The sequence below is a fragment of the uncultured Friedmanniella sp. genome, assembly GCF_964244005.1.
GTDB lineage: Bacteria > Actinomycetota > Actinomycetes > Propionibacteriales > Propionibacteriaceae > Microlunatus.
Window position 1 is genome coordinate 81,912 of the sequence record NZ_CAXTHG010000011.1, and the last position, 15,865, is coordinate 97,776.

16 protein-coding genes are annotated in these 15,865 nt (G+C 70.9%); 7 read left to right on the plus strand and 9 right to left on the minus strand.

Annotated features, from left to right (window positions below; all coding sequences use genetic code 11):
• Positions 1 to 13 precede the first annotated feature (13 nt).
• Together ACFE76_RS09160 and ACFE76_RS09165 are read right to left on the minus strand one after the other, a co-directional pair.
• On the minus strand, positions 14 to 997 hold the full coding sequence (locus tag ACFE76_RS09160) for an ABC transporter permease (protein ID WP_375431439.1): 984 nt from the start codon (positions 995 to 997) through the stop codon (positions 14 to 16).
• A gap of 128 nt (positions 998 to 1,125) precedes the next feature.
• Entirely contained in the window at positions 1,126 to 2,661 is a 1,536-nt protein-coding gene (locus ACFE76_RS09165) for a dolichyl-phosphate-mannose--protein mannosyltransferase (RefSeq protein WP_375431498.1), read from the minus strand.
• Between the two features lie 164 nt (positions 2,662 to 2,825).
• Between ACFE76_RS09165 and rsmI the strand changes: the two genes are divergently transcribed.
• The 3 genes from rsmI to ACFE76_RS09180 are packed head-to-tail and all read left to right on the plus strand — an operon-like array spanning position 2,826 to position 5,256.
• Entirely contained in the window at positions 2,826 to 3,737 is a 912-nt protein-coding gene (gene rsmI, locus ACFE76_RS09170; protein ID WP_375431440.1) for a 16S rRNA (cytidine(1402)-2'-O)-methyltransferase, read from the plus strand.
• A gap of 29 nt (positions 3,738 to 3,766) precedes the next feature.
• Positions 3,767 to 4,591 carry a TatD family hydrolase gene (locus tag ACFE76_RS09175; protein WP_375431441.1) on the plus strand — a complete coding sequence of 275 codons (825 nt, stop codon included), beginning with the start codon at positions 3,767 to 3,769 and terminating at the stop codon, positions 4,589 to 4,591.
• Positions 4,591 to 5,256: a nitroreductase family protein gene (locus ACFE76_RS09180; RefSeq protein ID WP_375431442.1), complete on the plus strand. Its 666-nt coding sequence runs from the start codon at positions 4,591 to 4,593 to the stop codon at positions 5,254 to 5,256. The genes ACFE76_RS09175 and ACFE76_RS09180 overlap by 1 nt, the downstream gene beginning before the upstream one ends.
• Here the strand turns inward: ACFE76_RS09180 and ACFE76_RS09185 are convergent.
• The 6 genes from ACFE76_RS09185 to ACFE76_RS09210 form a co-directional block, all read right to left on the minus strand.
• Positions 5,221 to 6,261 (minus strand): L-idonate 5-dehydrogenase, encoded by a 1,041-nt coding sequence (locus ACFE76_RS09185; protein WP_375431443.1) that lies wholly within the window; start codon positions 6,259 to 6,261, stop codon positions 5,221 to 5,223. The genes ACFE76_RS09180 and ACFE76_RS09185 overlap by 36 nt on opposite strands.
• A gap of 44 nt (positions 6,262 to 6,305) precedes the next feature.
• Positions 6,306 to 7,061 (minus strand): fumarylacetoacetate hydrolase family protein, encoded by a 756-nt coding sequence (locus ACFE76_RS09190; protein WP_375431444.1) that lies wholly within the window; start codon positions 7,059 to 7,061, stop codon positions 6,306 to 6,308.
• Between the two features lie 2 nt (positions 7,062 to 7,063).
• On the minus strand, positions 7,064 to 7,828 hold the full coding sequence (locus ACFE76_RS09195) for an SDR family oxidoreductase (RefSeq protein WP_375431445.1): 765 nt from the start codon (positions 7,826 to 7,828) through the stop codon (positions 7,064 to 7,066).
• Complete coding sequence (locus ACFE76_RS09200; RefSeq protein WP_375431446.1) at positions 7,825 to 9,198, minus strand: MFS transporter; 1,374 nt, start codon at positions 9,196 to 9,198, stop codon at positions 7,825 to 7,827. Before ACFE76_RS09200 ends, ACFE76_RS09195 begins: the two co-directional genes overlap by 4 nt.
• Before the next feature lie 134 nt (positions 9,199 to 9,332).
• Positions 9,333 to 10,085 carry an IclR family transcriptional regulator gene (locus ACFE76_RS09205; protein WP_375431447.1) on the minus strand — a complete coding sequence of 251 codons (753 nt, stop codon included), beginning with the start codon at positions 10,083 to 10,085 and terminating at the stop codon, positions 9,333 to 9,335.
• 46 nt (positions 10,086 to 10,131) lie between these two features.
• A complete protein-coding gene (locus ACFE76_RS09210) occupies positions 10,132 to 11,190 on the minus strand; it encodes a D-2-hydroxyacid dehydrogenase (RefSeq protein WP_375431448.1) in 1,059 nt (352 codons plus the stop codon).
• Positions 11,191 to 11,321: 131 nt separating this feature from the next.
• Between ACFE76_RS09210 and ACFE76_RS09215 the strand changes: the two genes are divergently transcribed.
• The 4 genes from ACFE76_RS09215 (at position 11,322) to ACFE76_RS09230 (ending at position 15,305) form a co-directional block, all read left to right on the plus strand.
• A complete protein-coding gene (locus ACFE76_RS09215) occupies positions 11,322 to 12,218 on the plus strand; it encodes an NAD(P)-dependent oxidoreductase (RefSeq protein ID WP_375431449.1) in 897 nt (298 codons plus the stop codon).
• A gap of 136 nt (positions 12,219 to 12,354) precedes the next feature.
• Positions 12,355 to 13,461, plus strand: a complete 1,107-nt coding sequence (locus ACFE76_RS09220) for a ubiquitin-like domain-containing protein (RefSeq protein ID WP_375431450.1) — start codon at positions 12,355 to 12,357, stop codon at positions 13,459 to 13,461.
• A gap of 12 nt (positions 13,462 to 13,473) precedes the next feature.
• Complete coding sequence (gene rsmA, locus ACFE76_RS09225) at positions 13,474 to 14,352, plus strand: 16S rRNA (adenine(1518)-N(6)/adenine(1519)-N(6))-dimethyltransferase RsmA (protein WP_375431451.1); 879 nt, start codon at positions 13,474 to 13,476, stop codon at positions 14,350 to 14,352.
• A gap of 23 nt (positions 14,353 to 14,375) precedes the next feature.
• Positions 14,376 to 15,305, plus strand: a complete 930-nt coding sequence (locus ACFE76_RS09230; RefSeq protein ID WP_375431452.1) for a 4-(cytidine 5'-diphospho)-2-C-methyl-D-erythritol kinase — start codon at positions 14,376 to 14,378, stop codon at positions 15,303 to 15,305.
• Positions 15,306 to 15,335: 30 nt separating this feature from the next.
• Here the strand turns inward: ACFE76_RS09230 and ACFE76_RS09235 are convergent, their stop codons facing one another.
• Positions 15,336 to 15,860, minus strand: a complete 525-nt coding sequence (locus ACFE76_RS09235; RefSeq protein ID WP_375431453.1) for a MarR family winged helix-turn-helix transcriptional regulator — start codon at positions 15,858 to 15,860, stop codon at positions 15,336 to 15,338.
• Positions 15,861 to 15,865 lie beyond the last annotated feature (5 nt).

Here is a 15,865-nt window from a genome sequence, read left to right on the forward strand (position 1 = left end):
GCTCTCCTGGTCTCTAGCTCAGCCGCACACGCGGGTCGAGGATGGCGACGGCGATGTCGGACAGCACTGCACCGACGAGGACGCAGGCGCCCGAGAAGGCGACCACCGCCACGGTGCCGTTCACGTCCTGACCGGTGATGGTCGAGACGCCGTACTCACCCATCCCGTGGAAGGAGAACATGATCTCCATGAACGTGGCGCCGGTGAACAGCGTCGCGATCGAGAAGGCGAAGTAGGTGCCGGTCGGGATCAGCGAGGTGCGCAGCGCGTGCTTCATCACCGCGCGCGACCGGCGCAGGCCCTTGGACCGGGCCGTCCGGACGAAGTCCGAGCCGAGCGCGTCCAGCATCAGGTTGCGCTGGATCCGGCTGAAGAAGGCCAAGTTGATCAAGGTCAGCGCGATGGTCGGCAGCAGCAGGTGCTGGGCTCGGTCGACCAGAGCCGCACCGGGATAGCTGCCGACGTCACCGGTCTCGCCCACGAACTCGAAGAACCGCGACCCGGTCGCGTTGTTGATCTTGGTCCCCAGCACCTGCAGCGCGCTGGCGATCACGAAGGCGGGGATGGACAGGATGAACAGTGAACCGGCGGTGGAGGCGCGGTCCGACGGCTTGTACTGCCGGGTCGCGGTCCAGGCGCCGAGCAGGACCCCGATCAGGGTGCCGAGCAGCGAGCCGAGGGTGATCAACCGGATGCTGACCCCGATCCGGCGGCCGACCTCGTCGACCACGGCACCGCCCTTGGGCGCCTCGCCCCAGTTCCAGTGCAGGACGACGTCGCGCAGCCAGACGCCGTAACGCTCCAGCAGCGGCACCTGGTCGCTGAGGTTGCGGCCACGGAGGTTGGCCTCGATCGCGCCGGGGTCGAGCGGTGGGTTCACCAGCTGGTAGAGCATCCGCGGATGCAGCTGGGTGGCGGCCAGGAAATAGCTGAGCGACACCGCGATGAAGAGCAGGACGACGTAGTTGGCTACCCGTCGTGCGATGTACGCACCCACACCTGTCCCCTTTTCGTCAGGTCCTGGTCAGACCCCCGTGGTCGCACTGTAACCGTCGCCGACCCGCGTTCCCATCGGGTGCCGCAGGCGTAACGAGAGCGACACCTGCCCGCTCGGTTCGGGACTCCTCAGATCCAGCTGCGGAACCACATCCGGGAAAGCCACGACGGGTACGGCAGCAACGTGTCGGTCAGGATCGGGTACAGGTAGGCGAAGTTGGCGGCGACGAGCGCGACGAACGCGCCCCCGATGATGGCGCCCACCATCCGCCGGTCACCGGCCGTACCGTCTCCCGGCCGGGGCGGCGGGCCGAGGATGCGGCCCAGGCAGAGGCAGACCGCCATCACCGAGAACGGGATGATCGTGATCGCGTAGAAGAAGAACAGCGGCCGGGTGTCGTAGTGGAACCAGGGCAACCAGGCGCTCAGCACGCCGACCACCGGGATGCCGAAGCGCCAGTCGCGGCCGCCGACCCAGAGCAGGACGGCGGCCACCAGGGCGAAGACCGCCACCCACCACAGGGCGGGCGTGCCGATCCCGCTGATCACGCGGATGCAGTTGTCGGGGCCGATGCAGCCGTCGGTACCCGGCTTGATCCCGTTCACCGCGTCGATGCCGATCGGCCGGGCGATGATCAGCCAGCCGCCCGGATCGGCGCGGTAGGCGTGCTGGGCGGAGTTGATGAAGCTGCCGGTGTGGAAGGCGTAGATGTCGGACTGGTAGTGCAGGAGCGAGGCCAGGGGCTTGCCGAGCATCTTGACGCTGGTGGCGTCGGGGTGCTGCGCTCCCCACTGCCGGTCGTAGCCGCCGCTGGTCGCGAGCCAGCCGGCCCAGGTCGAGACGTAGACGAGCACCGAGAGCACCACCAGCGAGACGAACGCCGGCAGCCCGTCCCGCAGCAGCGCTCCGTTCGCCCGCCAGCCTGCTCCGGCGAGCCGCCGCGCGCCGATGTCCCAGGCGAGCGAGAGCAGGGCGAACGTCGCCAGGAGGTAGAGGGCGTTCCACTTGGTGCCCAGAGCGAGCCCGAAGCTCAGGCCGGCGGCGATCCGCCACGGGCGGACCAGCAGGGCCGGCCCGTACGTGCCGCCGAGGTCGGGCAGTCCGCGCGCGTCGAGATAATCGGCCAGGCGAGCCCGCATCCAGTCCCGGTCGGCGGCGAGGCAGGCCACGGCCACGACCAGGAAAAACGCCAGGAAGATGTCGAGCAGCGCGGTGCGCGACATCATGAAGGACAGCCCGTCGAAGGTGAGCAGCAGCCCGGCCGTGCCGCCGATCAGGGTCGAGCGCGAGACCCGGCGGACGAGGCGGATGGTCGCCATCACGAACAGGACCCCGAAGACCAGCGAGGCGAAGCGCCAGCCGAAGGAGTCCATCCCGAACAGCTGCTCGCCGCCGGCGATCAGCCACTTGCCGACCGGCGGGTGCACGATGAACGACGGCGTGTCGAGCAGCACGTCGGTCTTGCCCGCCGTCACCATCGCATCGGCGTTCGCGGGCCAGCTGCGCTCGTAGCCGTGCTTCAGCAGCGAGTACGCGTCCTTGGCGTAGTAGGTCTCGTCGAAGACGAGCTTGTTGGGATAGCCGAGGTTGACGACCCGGATGACGAACGCCACGGCGCCGATCAGCACCGTGACCACCCAGCTCATCACCCGGTCGGGCGGCATCGGCAGCCGGAGCCGCTCGATCGTGGTCAGGGGCGGTACGGATGCCGGCGCTACGACCAGCGCGGTCGCGCCGGCCCGTCGCGGGGACTCGAGCAGCGCCGCGAGCTCGCCTACCTGCTCGGTCACCGGGTCATCTTAGGTGGGGAGTCTGCGAGGCTGAGGTCATGAGCGGCGATGATCCTCGTTCCCTGAGCCTGTCGAAGGGGGTGGTGGTGCTGGCCGGAACCCCGATCGGCGACGCGGCCGACGCGTCCCCGCGGCTGCGGGCCGAGCTGGCTGGCGCGGACGTGATCGCCGCGGAGGACACCCGGCGGTTCCGGCGGCTGCTGGACCGGCTCGAGGTGACCACGTCAGCGCGGGTGCTGTCCTACTTCGAGGGCAACGAGGCGGCCCGGACGCCCGAGCTGCTGACGGCGCTGTCCGGCGGTGCCCGGGTGGTGCTGGTGACCGACGCCGGGATGCCCTCGGTGTCTGACCCCGGCTACCGGCTGGTCGCGGCGGCGGTCGCGGCCGGCTATGCGGTGACCGCCGTCCCCGGCCCGTCGGCCGTCCTGACCGCGCTGGCCGTCTCGGGGCTGCCGGTCGACCGTTTCTGCTTCGAGGGCTTCCTGCCGCGCAAGGCCGGCGAGCGGGCCCGGCGGCTGGCCGAGCTGGCCGCCGAGCCGCGGACGCTGGTCTTCTTCGAGGCGCCACACCGCACCGCGGAGGCGCTCGCGGCACTGGCCGAGGCGTTCGGTCCGGACCGCCGCGGAGCGGTCTGCCGCGAGCTGACGAAGACGCACGAGCAGGTCGTCCGCGGCCCGCTCGCCGACCTCGCCGCCTGGGCACAGACGGAGGTCCGCGGCGAGGTCACCCTGGTGGTTGCCGGTGCCCCCCCGGTCGCGGTCGACCTGGACGAGGCGGCTGAGCAGGTGCTCTTGTTGGTCCGTGGTGGACAGCGGCTCAAGCCGGCGGTCGCCGTGGTGGCCGCCGAAACCGGCCTGGCCAAGAACGCTCTCTACGAGCTGGCCCTGAAAAACGACCCCCAGACGGGCCCGGAAGGCCGATCGGGGCCAAAATCCGGCGTCTCGGGGTAGTTTTTCAGGGGTCTGTCAAGGTGAGTGCCGTGGATCTTCCCCCTTCACCCGAGCCGCTGCCCGGCCCCGTCGTCGACTCGCACTGCCACCTCGACTACACCGAGGAGCTCTCCGGGCTCGAGCCCGAGGAGGCGATCCGGCGTGCGGCCGCAGTCGGGGTCACCCGGATCGTGCAGATCGGCTGCGACGTCGAGAGCTCCCGCTGGGCGGTGGCTGCGGCTGAGCGGTGGCCCGGTGTCGTGGCCGGGGTCGCGCTGCACCCCAACGACGCGGCCCGGCTGGGCCCGGCGCTGCCCGAGGCCTTGGCCGCGGTCGAGGCGCTCGCGTCCCGGCCGCGGGTCCGAGCGGTGGGGGAGACCGGACTGGACTTCTACCGCACGCCGGAGGCCGACGGGCAGGCGCGGCAGCGCGAGGCCTTCGCCGCCCACATCCAGCTGGCCAAGGCGTACGACAAGACGCTGGTGATCCACGACCGGGACGCCCACGCGGCCGTGCTGGACGTGCTCGACGCCGAGGGCGTCCCGGACCGGGTCGTGATGCACTGCTTCTCCGGCGACGCCGACGTCGCCCGTGCCTGCCTCGACCGCGGTGCCTACCTCTCCTTCGCCGGCACCGTCACCTTCAAGAACAACCCGCACCTGCGCGAGGCGCTCGCCCTCACCCCGCTCGACCGGCTGCTGGTCGAGACCGACGCGCCGTACCTCACCCCGACCCCGCTGCGCGGCCGGCCGAACGCCTCGTACCTGATCCCGCACACCGCCCGGTTCCTCGCCGCCACGCTGGGACTGGAGCTCCCGGTCCTCTGCCGGGCACTGGACGTCAACGCCGAGGCCGCCTTCGGCGGGAGCTGGTAGTGGAGCTGGTCGAGGCCCTGAGTCGACGCCGGATGACCCGTCGCTACAACCCCGACCAGCCGGTGGCCGCGGAGCTGGTGGAGCGGGTCGTGGCGGCTGCGCTCCGCGCCCCCTCGGCCGGCTTCACCCAGGGCGTGTCGCTGCTGGTGCTGACCGGCGCCGACCGGGACGCTTTCTGGGCGGCCACCGCCGACGCCGGGGCCACGAACCGCTGGCTCGAGGGGATGCGGACCGCTCCCGTGCTGATCGCCTTCTGGACCAGCCGTGACGCCTACCTCGAGCGCTACGCCGAGCCGGACAAGGGCTGGGCCGACCGTGACCCTGACCGCTGGTCGGCGCCCTACTGGTACGTCGACGCCGGGATGGCGGCCATGGCCGCCCTGCTCACCGCGACCGACGTCGGCCTCGGAGCCTGCTTCTTCGGGGTCCCCCCCGGCCGGGCCGACGCCGTCCGCGCCGCCTTCGCGGTGCCGGCGGACCAGCTGAGCGTCGGCGTCATCAGCCTCGGCTATCCCGGCCCAGCCGACCGCCCGGGAGGGTCGGCCCGCCGTCGCGCTCGGCGGCCGCCGACCGAGCTGGTCCACCGCGGCCGCTGGAACCCCATCGCCATCGACACCCAGCCCGAGGGTTCAGAACCGCAACAGGACCTTGGAGGAGACCGCTGAGTCCTTGGCCGTGGCGAATGCCTGCAGCGCGTCGGCCACGTCAAACTCGTGGGTCACGATCGGGTCGACGTACAGGCTGCCGTCGGCCAGGGCAGCGATCACGTCGTCGATCTCGTCGTTGAACCGGAACGCCCCGACCAGCTCGAGCTCGCGCGTGATGGCCAAGGAGATCAAGACGGGTTGTTCCCCGCTGGGCAGCAGCCCGACCATGACCACCCGGCCGCCCCGGGTCGCTCCCCGGACGGCGCTGGCCAGACCCCGGTGGCTACCGCTCGACTCGACCACGATGTCGGCCTGAACGGCAGCGATCTCGTCGGTCTGGGTGGCGTGCAGGGTCCGGGTGGCGCCGAGCTTGCGCGCGTTCGCCAGCGGCAGGTCGTGCACGTCGACCGCGGTGATCTCGCTGGCTCCGGCTCGCTTGAGCACCGCCACGATGAGCGCGCCGATCGGGCCGGCGCCGACGACCAGGACCGACTTGTTGGTGACCTCGGCGGCCCGGGAGACGGCATGCCACGCCACTGAGGCCGGTTCGACCAGCGCAGCCTCCCGCAGCCCGAGTCCGGCGGGCAGCGGCCGCAGCATCCGGCTCGGCAGGGTGGCGTACTTGACGAAGGCTCCGTCGGTGTGGGGGAACCGCGCGGCGCTGCCCAGGTAGGTACAGCCGGGCGACAGGTTGGGCCGGTCGGCCGGATACCGGGTCGCGCCGTCGGCGGCGGGGCTGGCCGGGTGGACGGCGACAGAAGTGCCCACGCGCGGTCCGCTGCCGTCCGCGGCAGCGTGCACCACGGTGCCGACCACTTCGTGACCCAGCACCATCGGCGCCCGCAGGATCGAGTCGCCGGCCGCTCCGTGGGTCCAGTAGTGCAGGTCCGAGCCGCAGACCCCGCCGTAGGCCACGTCGATGACGGCCTGATCGGCGGCCGGTTGACGCACCGCCACCGGTTCGACGCGGAGGTCTCCCGCCGCGTACGCGACAACACCGAGCGATTCGTTGGGCAGATCCATATGTAGGTCCTTCAGTAGGTAGCCGGGCGTGCCGGGGACGTCGATCAGACGACCGGGTTGGTCAGGGTGCCGATGCCGGCGAGCGTGATCTCCACCGTGTCACCCGGGTTGACGGCGACAGACGTGCTCGGCGCGCCGGACATGATTACGTCGCCGCGGCCAAGGGGGATCCACTGGGCCACGTAGACGATGCTCTCCGCCACGGTCGACGGCAGGTTGAAGCTGCCGGACTCGGCCCTGACGACTCCGTTGATGATCACCGTCGTCGCCACGTGCTCCGGGTCGTCGAGCTCGGTCTCGATCCACGGACCGAGCGGTGTGTAGCCGTACCCGCCCTTGCCCTGGAACGTCTTCTCGTCGACAGCATTGCGGTCAGGGTTGGTCACGTCGTTGACGACCGTGTAGCCGAGCACGTAGTCGAAGGCGTTCTCCAGCGTCAGGCCCTCGGTCTCACGACTGATCACTACGGCCAGCTCACCCTCGATGTTGACGGTGCCCACCCCGCGTCGGGCGTGGATGGCCTCGCCCGGTCCGACGACGCTCCGGACCGACTTGTGCCAGGCCTGGATGGGCAGCGGGTGCTCCCGATTGCCCCGGTTGAACGGGTTCGTCTTGTTGTGAGCGATCCCCACCAGCACCTGCGGCTCGCACGGGGCGAGCAGCCGGGCCTCGGCCGCCGGAACGCTCACCCCGGTGTGGACCGGCCTCTCGGCAGAGCCGTCCTCGACCAACGCCCAGGCGTCCCCCGTCCAGACGGCGTCCTGCGGGCCGTCAGCGGTCTCGAGCCGAGCGATGCGCATCCTCAGACCACCGCCGTCATGCCGCCGTCGACGTACAGCACCTGTCCGTTGACGAAGTTCGAGGCCGGCGAGGCGAGGAACACCAGGCCCCCGACCAGGTCTTCGACCGCACCCCAGCGGCCGGCGGGCGTACGGGTGGTCACCCACCGGGTGAAGTCCTCGTCAGCCACCAGGGCCTGGGTGAGCTCGGTCGAGAAGTACCCCGGGGCCAGCGCGTTGGCCTGAATCCCCTTCGGACCAAGGTCCGCGCACAGACCTTTGGTCAACATCACGATCCCGCCCTTGGTCGCGCTGTACGGCGCAATTCCGGGCCGGGCGAGCTGGCTCTGCACCGATCCGATGTTGATGATCTTGCCGCTGCCCCGTTCGACCATGCCGCGGGACACCCGCTGGCTCACCAGGAACGCGCTGGTCAGGTTGGTGGCCACGAGGTCGTTCCAGTCCGCCAGGGTGAACTCGATGAACGGAGCCCGACGCTGGATGCCGGCGTTGTTGACCAGGATGTCGGGCGTTCCCCACTCCTGCTCGATCTCGGTGAGGCCGCGGTCCACGGCGGACTGATCGGTCACCTCGAACGTGCTGACGCGCGTCTGGCCGCCGGTCTCCTCGGCCAGGGCGCGGGCGGTGGCCGTGACCTGGCCGAGGTTGCGGCCGTGGATGGTCACCCGGGAGCCGGCCTGCAGCAAGCCCTTGGCCAGGGCCAGCCCGATGCCACGGCTGGACCCGGTCACCAGTGCGGTGGTGCCCGTCAGGTCGAAGAGGTTCACGGGGCGTCCACCAATCCTGCGCGCTTGTCGTCGAGAGCATCCTCAACCCGAGTCAGGTCGCGGGCCTTGGTCTCGGTGGCGATGAAGGTCGTGCCGAACGTGATGACCGCCAGGACGAAGGTGTAGGCCCCGAGCGGAACCCAGGATCCGTCGAACTTGGCGATCAGGACGGCTCCGAGGACGCCAGCCAGGCCACCGGCGATGACGGCGCTGAACTCACGGGAGACGGCCACGCCGAGGTAGCGGTGCTGGTTGCCGAACATCTCGGGCAGCAGGGCGCACTGAGCACCCAGCATGGTGTTGACCCCGAAGCCGATGCAGACCGCGATGACGACGATGACCAGCCAGGGCTGGCCGAGCGAGATCAGGTACCACGCGGGAAAGGCGAGCAGCACCAGGACTCCGGCGCCGAACCGGTACACCGGGACTCGGCCGACCCGGTCGGAGATATGTCCGGCCAACGGCACCGAGAGCATCCCGATGAAGGACCCGACCGCGACCGCGATCGGGCCGATCGAGCGGCTGACCCCGATGGTGCCGGTGGCGAAGGCCACCGCCAGGGAGTTGAAGAGGTACGAGCCGCCGTTTTCGGCCATCCGGAGCCCGATCCCGCGCAGGACGCTCGGCAGCGAGTGCCCGAAGATCTCTCGCAGCGGGTGCTCGGCGATCTGCTCCTGCTTTTCCAACACGATGAACGTCGGGCTCTCCCGCAGCTTCATCCGGATGAAGAGAGCGACGGCGATCAGCAGGATCGAAGCCAGGAACGGGATCCGCCACACCCAGCCCAGCAGCAGGTCCTGGGGGATGGTGCCGAGGTAGACGAACACCATGGCGGCCAGCAGCGTGCCCGCCTGGATGCCGATGAACGGGAGTGCGGCGAAGAACCCGCGCCGTCTGACCGGGGAGTACTCCGCCATCAAGACGGTCGACCCGGCCTGTTCCGCGCCAGCACCGAAGCCCTGGCACAGCCGGAGGAACACCAGCAGGATCGGCGCCCAGATGCCCACGGTCTCGTAGGTCGGCAACGCTCCCACCAGGGTGGAGGAGCCGCCCATCAGCAAGATCGTGACGATCAGGACCCACTTGCGCCCCAGCTTGTCGCCGATGGTGCCGAAGAACAGACCGCCGAGCGGCCGGGCGACGAAGCCGACGCCGAAGGTGGCAAAGCTCGCGACCAGCGCGGTGCTCGGGTCGAGGTTGCTGAAGAACAGCTTGGAGAAGATGAGGGCGGAGGCCAAGCCGTAGAGCGCGAAGTCGTAGTACTCCAAGGCGCTACCGACCGTGCTGGCCAGCGTGGCTCGGCGGAGGTTGGCGGCGTACTCCGGGTCGTCCGTCCCGAGGCCGGTCGGGGTGACAGAGGTGTCGGACACGTTGATCTCCTTTGATGCAAACGTCCCACTCCGGCGGCGACAGCTCAGGCTCTGGCTGTAGGGGCGGCGGTTGGGGTTACCCGAAACTATCAGTCCAGTGAACGGAGGTCAACAGGTTGAACAGCTTGTGAGGGCTAGCCGTCAGCCGGCCGTCGGACCAGGGGGTTGGACAGCTGGTCGACGGCCAGCATCAGCTCCTCGACGATGGAGGCGACGAACGGCTCGCTGGCCTGAGCGGCCATCAGGGATGCGCCCATCGCCAGTGACTGGTCGCCGCTCGCCCACGGCGGCAGGACGACCGCCACGCCGTAGATTCCGGGGTGGACCTCGTTGTCGTCGATCGCGTAGCCGCGGGTCCGCGCCAGCCGGATCTTGCGGAGCAGCCCGTCCAGGGTCTGCACGCTGTGGTCGGTGCGACGGGGGAAGTGCTGCGGTCCGGTGAAGCGGGCGGCGATCTCCGCGTCGGTCATCGTGGTCAGCAAGGCGTTCCCGACGGCGGCGGGGGCGGCCGGGAACCGGCTGCCGATGCTCGCCGAGAGGCGCATGGGCGCACGGCCCTCGTGCCGGGCGAGGTACAGCACGTCGGTGCCGTCCAGCATCGCGATCTGCACCACCTCGTGGCCGAGCAGCGGCGCCGAGGTGCAGTAGCTGTAGAACTCGCGGATCTGGTTGAAGCGGGCGATGAAGGCGCCGCCGAGCTCGACCGTTCGACGTCCCAGCACGTAACCGGTGGCCGTGCGCGAGATCATCCGGCCGTCCTCGAGCACCTGGCACAGGTTCGAGGTGGACGACTTCGCGGCCCCGATCCCGCGGGCGATGTCGCCCAACGGCATCGGCTCACCGTCGGCGTTCTCCAGCAGGGTAAGGATCTGCAGGGCTCGCGCCACCGCAGGAGCGGGCGTGCGCTCGCCTGGTTCGTCAGCGGCGCGAGCGTCAGTAGAAGTCAACGGTGTCGACCTTGTTGATGAGCGCGTCCCCATCGAGCAGCCGGGTCGCGTTGTCGGCGAAGAGCTCGGCGATGAGCCGGTCCTCGGCCGAGTTGAGGGCGCCGGTGTGGGGGCTGACCAGGAGGTTGGGCTCGGCCCAGAGCGGGCTGCTCGCCGGCAGCGGTTCGGTGGCGAACACGTCAAGGGCCGCGAAACCGATCCGACCGTCGCGGAGCGCGGGCAGCAGGGCGTCCTCGTCGACCACCGTGCCCCGACCGACGTTGACCAGGATCGTCCCCGGCTTGACGGCAGCGAGGACGTCCGCCCCGATCAGCTTGTCGGTCGCCGCCGTTCCGGGCAGCGTCAACACGATGGCGTCCACCTCTGGCACCGTGGACACGATGTCCTCGACCGTGATCAACCGGTCGACGTGCTCGACCGGCTTGCCGTGCCGGCTCGTGCCGATCACGGTCGCGCCGAGCCCGGCCAGCTTCTTGACCACTTCCTTCCCGATCCCGCCGAGCCCGACCACCAGCACCGTCATCTCCGAGACCTGTCGCATCTCCCAGCGGCCGGTCCAGCTGCGGTCGCGCTGTTGAGCGGTCAGCCGGCTCAGGTCCTTCGCGCCGGCGAACAGCCCGAAGACCGCGAACTCGGCCAACGGGCCGCCGTGCACACCGGCCGACGTGGTGAAGGTGATCCGGCGCAGCTGGTCCTGGCTCAGCCCGGCCGCCTTGACCTGTCCGCCTCCGCCGGCGGCCATGGTCTGCACCCAGCGGAGCCCGAGGTTGGCATCCGCCGTCCGCTTCAGCCCCGCCGGGTCGACGTCGGGGATCCCGTACAGCGCCTCCGCGGAATCCACCATGGCCTCGAACGCCTGCTGCTGGCTCGGCGTCCGCGCAAAGGAGGGATCACCGGAGAAGTCGGCGGCGTGGCGCATCGGGGGATACAGCGACTGATCACGGATCAAGTCGATGCGCGGTTCGAGCCGCTCGATCAGCTCGCAGTGGGCCTCAGCCAGCGGGGTGGCCACCACCACGCGAAGACGTCCGGAACGCTCTGCCATGGACACTGCCTCTCGTCGTCCTCGATGAACCGGACGCGATGTCCACGGTCGGCCCCTCAGTATAGAGGTATCCATCATGCTGTTAGGCGTTCACCCTGCTGAAACCGACCGGCGGCGCTAGGGTGTGGCGCATGGCAGCAGAGTCAGCCCACAACGGCGTCCCGGTGGGGGTCATTGGTCTCGGCATGATGGGTCGTCCGATGGCGGCCAACCTCATTCAGCGCGGTCGCACTGTGCACCTCACGGGGCGGGGGCGGGACCGCTACGGCGACCTCCTGGCCGCGGGCGCGGAGTGGCACGACACGCCCCGAGCGCTGGCGGGGGCGGTCAAGGTCGTGCTGCTGATGCTGCCGGACCTGCCCCAGGTCGAGGAGCTGCTCGCCGGGCCCGACGGGATCCTGGCTGCCCAACCCGCCGACCTGCTGCTGATCATCTCGTCCTCGTCGTCGCCGGCCGGAGTCGTCGAGCTCGGCGCGCGGTTGGGAGAGACCACCGCCGGTGCTGTCCGAGTCGTCGACGCACCGGTGTCCGGTGGGGTTGACGGGGCCGAGGCCGGCACGTTGTCGATCATGGTCGGCGGCGCCGAGCGCGATGTCGCGGACGCGTCGGCGGTGCTGACCGCGTGCGGCAACCCGGTCCACCTCGGTCCGCTCGGTTCGGGTCAGGTGGCCAAAGCCTGCAACCAGATGATCGTCGCGTCGACCGTCCTGGCGCTCGGCGAGGCCGCCGTCCTCGCTGACCGGAGCGGGATCGACCTGGCCGTCCTGTTCCGGCTGCTCGGCGGGGGGTACGCCGGCAGCCGCATCCTGGACACCCGCGGGGAGCGGATCGTCCAGGAGGACTACAGCCCGTCCGGGGTGGCCAAGTACATGGTCAAGGATCTCGACTTCGCTACCGCCGTGGCCGAGGCGACCCAGACGCACGCGGTCCTGCTCCCGGCGGTGCGAGCCGCGTTCGAGGAGCTGACCGCGCAGGGCCACGGCGACAGCGACATCGCCGTGACGCGTCGCTACATCAGCGAGCGCTAGCACTTCGAGGCGCTCCAAGCGCGGGATTTCCCCTCGTGTCGGATCACCGTTATGGTTTCGTGACCCTTCCGGGCTGGCTGCTCTGCTGCCCGGACGCCTCGAGGGGCCTGGCATTGCCGGCCGCGTTTGGAGTGCTGTGCGCAAGATCATCCCTGTCGTCGCTGCTGGAGCCGTGTTGGCGGTCGTCGGAACCTCCGTCGGCTACGCCACCATGGACAAGGACGTGACCGTCTCGGTCGACGGCCAGGCCCAGACGTTGCACACCCGGGCGGACACGGTCGGCGAGCTGCTGACCGACCAGGGCCTCACGGTCAGCGACCGAGACGTCGTCGCCCCGGCGGTCTCGACCAAGGTCACCGACGGCACCCGGGTGGCCGTCCAGTTCGCCCGTCAGGTCACCTTCACCGTCGACGGCCTCCCGCGGACCATCTGGACGACCGCCACCAGCCTCGACGCCGCGCTCGGTGCGCTCGGGCTCAACACCACCGGCGCCGACCTCTCCACCAGCCGCAGCACCAGCATCGGCCGGCAAGGTCTCGCGGTCGACATCGAGACCCTCAAGACCGTGACCGTCAACGCCGCCGGCAAGAAGCGGACCGTCAAGACCACCGGCACGACCGTGGCTGACGCCCTCGCCGCGGCCAAGATCACCGTGGACAGCAACGACAAGCTCAGTGTCAAGCCCACCGCCACCCTCGTCTCGGGCGCCAAGGTCACCTACACCCGGGTGGACGTGAGCACCGAGACGAAGAAGGAGAAGGTCGCCTTCGCCACCGTGCGCCAGGAGACCGCCAAGCTGGACCGCGGCAAGACCAAGGTCGACACCGAGGGCCGCTCCGGCAGCCGGACGCTGACCTACCGGGTGGTCCGTGAGAACGGCGACGTCACCAGCCGCAAGCGGGCCAGCGTCAAGGTGACCGCCAAGCCGCGGACCGAGGTCGTCCTCGTCGGCACCAAGGCCCCGGAGGTCGCCAGCTCGAGCGGCGGCACGGACAGCAACGTCTCGGGCGGGGTCTGGGACAAGATCGCGGCGTGCGAGTCCGGCGGCAACTGGAGCATCAACACCGGCAACGGCTTCTACGGCGGCCTGCAGTTCACCCTCAGCACCTGGAACGCCTTCGGCGGCAGCGGCCGGCCCGACCACGCCAGCAAGTCGGCTCAGATCGCCGTGGCCAAGAAGGTCCAGGCCTCCCAGGGCTGGGGCGCCTGGCCCGCCTGCACCTCAAAGCTGGGCCTGCGCTGATTTGATGCTGGGGTGACCCAGGGCCTGCTCGACCCCACCTCCGTCCGGGAGATCGCCGCGCGGCTCGGGCTGCGCCCGACGAAGCAGCGGGGCCAGAACTTCGTCCACGACGCCAACACGGTGCGCCGGATCGTCGCGAGCGCGAAGGTCACCACCGATGACGCGGTGCTCGAGATCGGGCCCGGCCTCGGGTCGCTGACCCTCGGGCTGCTCGAGGCGGCCGGGTCGGTGACCGCGGTGGAGATCGACGAGCTGCTGGCCGATGAGCTGCCGGCGACCGTGGCCGCGCGGCTGCCCGAGCGGGCGTCGGCGCTCACCGTGGTGACGGCCGACGCGCTGCGGATCACCGAGCTGGCCGTGCCGCCGACGGTGGTCGTGGCCAACCTGCCCTACAACGTGTCGGTGCCCGTGCTGCTGCACCTGCTCGCCACGTTCGCGAGCTGGCAGCGCGGCCTGGTGATGGTGCAGGCCGAGGTGGCCGACCGGCTCGCGGCCGGACCGGGCTCCAAGGTCTACGGCGTGCCCTCGGTCAAGATGGCCTGGTACGCCGACACGACCCGGGTCGGCACCGTCGCCCGCTCGGTCTTCTGGCCCGTCCCGAACGTCGACTCAGGTCTGGTGGCCATCCGCCGCCGACCGCTGCCGGTCACCACCACGACCCGGGAGCAGGTCTTCGCCGTCGTCGACGCGGCCTTCAGCCAGCGCCGGAAGATGCTGCGCTCGGCGCTCGCCGGCCTGGTGGGCAGCTCGGGCGCCGCGACCGACGTGCTGGTCGCCGCCGGGGTCGACCCGCAGCTCCGCGGCGAGATGCTGCAGGTCGCCGACTTCGTCCGGATCGCCGAGGCGTTCGCCCGGCACGGGGCTGGCGAGGCACCGGAGGCTGAGCGCTGAAGGCCGAGCACTAGCCTCGCTCTGTGGCCTCCCCCCTCCCCCCGACTCCCGTCGGCGTGCGAGTCCGCGTACCGGCCAAGATCAACCTCGCCCTCAAGGTCGGCCCACGTCGCGCCGACGGCTACCACCCGCTGGCCACCGTCTATCACGCTGTTGCCCTCTACGACGAGGTGCTCGCCCTCTGGGCCGAGCCGGACGAGTTCGAGGTCGCCGTCATCGGCGAGGGCGCGGGTGTGGTGCCGCTGGACGACACCAACCTCGCGGTCCGGGCCGCCCGGCTGCTGGCCCGCACCCACGGTCCGTACGACTCCCTGGGCGCCAGCCTCTCGCTCCGCAAGGCGATCCCGGTCGCCGCGGGACTCGCCGGCGGCTCGGCGGACGGCGCCGGCGCGCTGCTGGCCTGCGCCTCCCTCTGGGACCTCGACGTCTCGCCCGAAGCGCTGCGGGCGCTGGCGGCCGAGCTGGGCAGCGACGTGCCGTTCGCCCTGCTGGGCGGTACTGCCGTCGGCAGCGGCCGCGGCGAGGAGGTCGTGCCGGCCCTGGCCCGCGGCACCTACCACTGGGTGCTCGGTTTCGGCCACGGCGGGCTGTCGACGCCGGCGGTGTACCGACGCTTCGACGAGCTGACCCCGCAGCCGGTCAACCCCGAGGTGCCCGACGAGCTGATGAACGCGCTCCGCACCGGCGACCCGCGCGCCCTCGGCGCCGCGCTGGTCAACGACCTGCAGCCGGCCGCGCTCGACCTCCGACCCCAGCTGCGGCAGGTGCTCGAGGCGGGGCTGGAGTACGGGGCCGTCGGCGCCCTGATCTCGGGTTCGGGGCCGACCGCCGCCTTCCTCGCGGCCAGCGAGCCCGCCGCGATCGACCTGGCCGTCGCCCTGAGCGCCGACGGCCTCTGCCGTGAGGTCCGGCGCGCCAGCGGTCCGGTGACCGGGGCCCGGCTCGTCATCTGAGCTCGCCCCGCCTCTCCGGGAGCTCGGGGCTCAGGTGTCGCCGTAGACCACGAGCAGCCGGCGGAGCGCCGCGGCCAGCCGCTGCTGGTCGTCGGGGTCCAGGTCGGCGAGCAGCTGCCGTTCGGCGGTGAGCAGGTCGGCCAACGCCGCGTCGACGGCGGTCGCCCCGTCCGGGGTGAGCCGAACCAGGACGCCACGTTTGTCGTCGGGGTGCAGGTCGCGCTCGACCAGACCACGGGCGGCCAGCCGGTCGACCCGGTTGGTCATGGTGCCGGAGGTGACCATGGTCTCGTGCAGCAGCCGGCCGGGGGAGAGCTGGTACGGCGGACCGGCCCGGCGTAACGCGGCCAGGACGTCGAACTCCCACGTCTCGAGGCCGTGAGCGCTGAAGGCCGCAGCCCGCTGCCGGTCCAGGTGGCGGGCGAGCCGGGTGACCCGTGACAGCACCCGCATCGGGTCGACGTCGAGGTCGGGGCGTTCCCGCGCCCACGCCTCGACGAGGACGTCCACCTCGTCCCGGGCCTCCCCGGGCCGCGGACGTTTGGCAGCGGTCACCCGCG

What these genes read in the sequence shown, in the direction of transcription:
- ACFE76_RS09215 (WP_375431449.1), top strand. Translation starts at nt 11,322, where the DNA reads ATGGCAGCAGAGTCAGCCCACAACGGCGTCCCGGTGGGGGTCATTGGT.
- ACFE76_RS09165 (WP_375431498.1), bottom strand. Translation starts at nt 2,661, where the DNA reads ATGCCGCCCGACCGGGTGATGAGCTGGGTGGTCACGGTGCTGATCGGC.
- ACFE76_RS09210 (WP_375431448.1), bottom strand. Translation starts at nt 11,190, where the DNA reads ATGGCAGAGCGTTCCGGACGTCTTCGCGTGGTGGTGGCCACCCCGCTG.
- ACFE76_RS09185 (WP_375431443.1), bottom strand. Translation starts at nt 6,261, where the DNA reads ATGGATCTGCCCAACGAATCGCTCGGTGTTGTCGCGTACGCGGCGGGA.
- ACFE76_RS09190 (WP_375431444.1), bottom strand. Translation starts at nt 7,061, where the DNA reads ATGCGCATCGCTCGGCTCGAGACCGCTGACGGCCCGCAGGACGCCGTC.
- rsmI (WP_375431440.1), top strand. Translation starts at nt 2,826, where the DNA reads ATGAGCGGCGATGATCCTCGTTCCCTGAGCCTGTCGAAGGGGGTGGTG.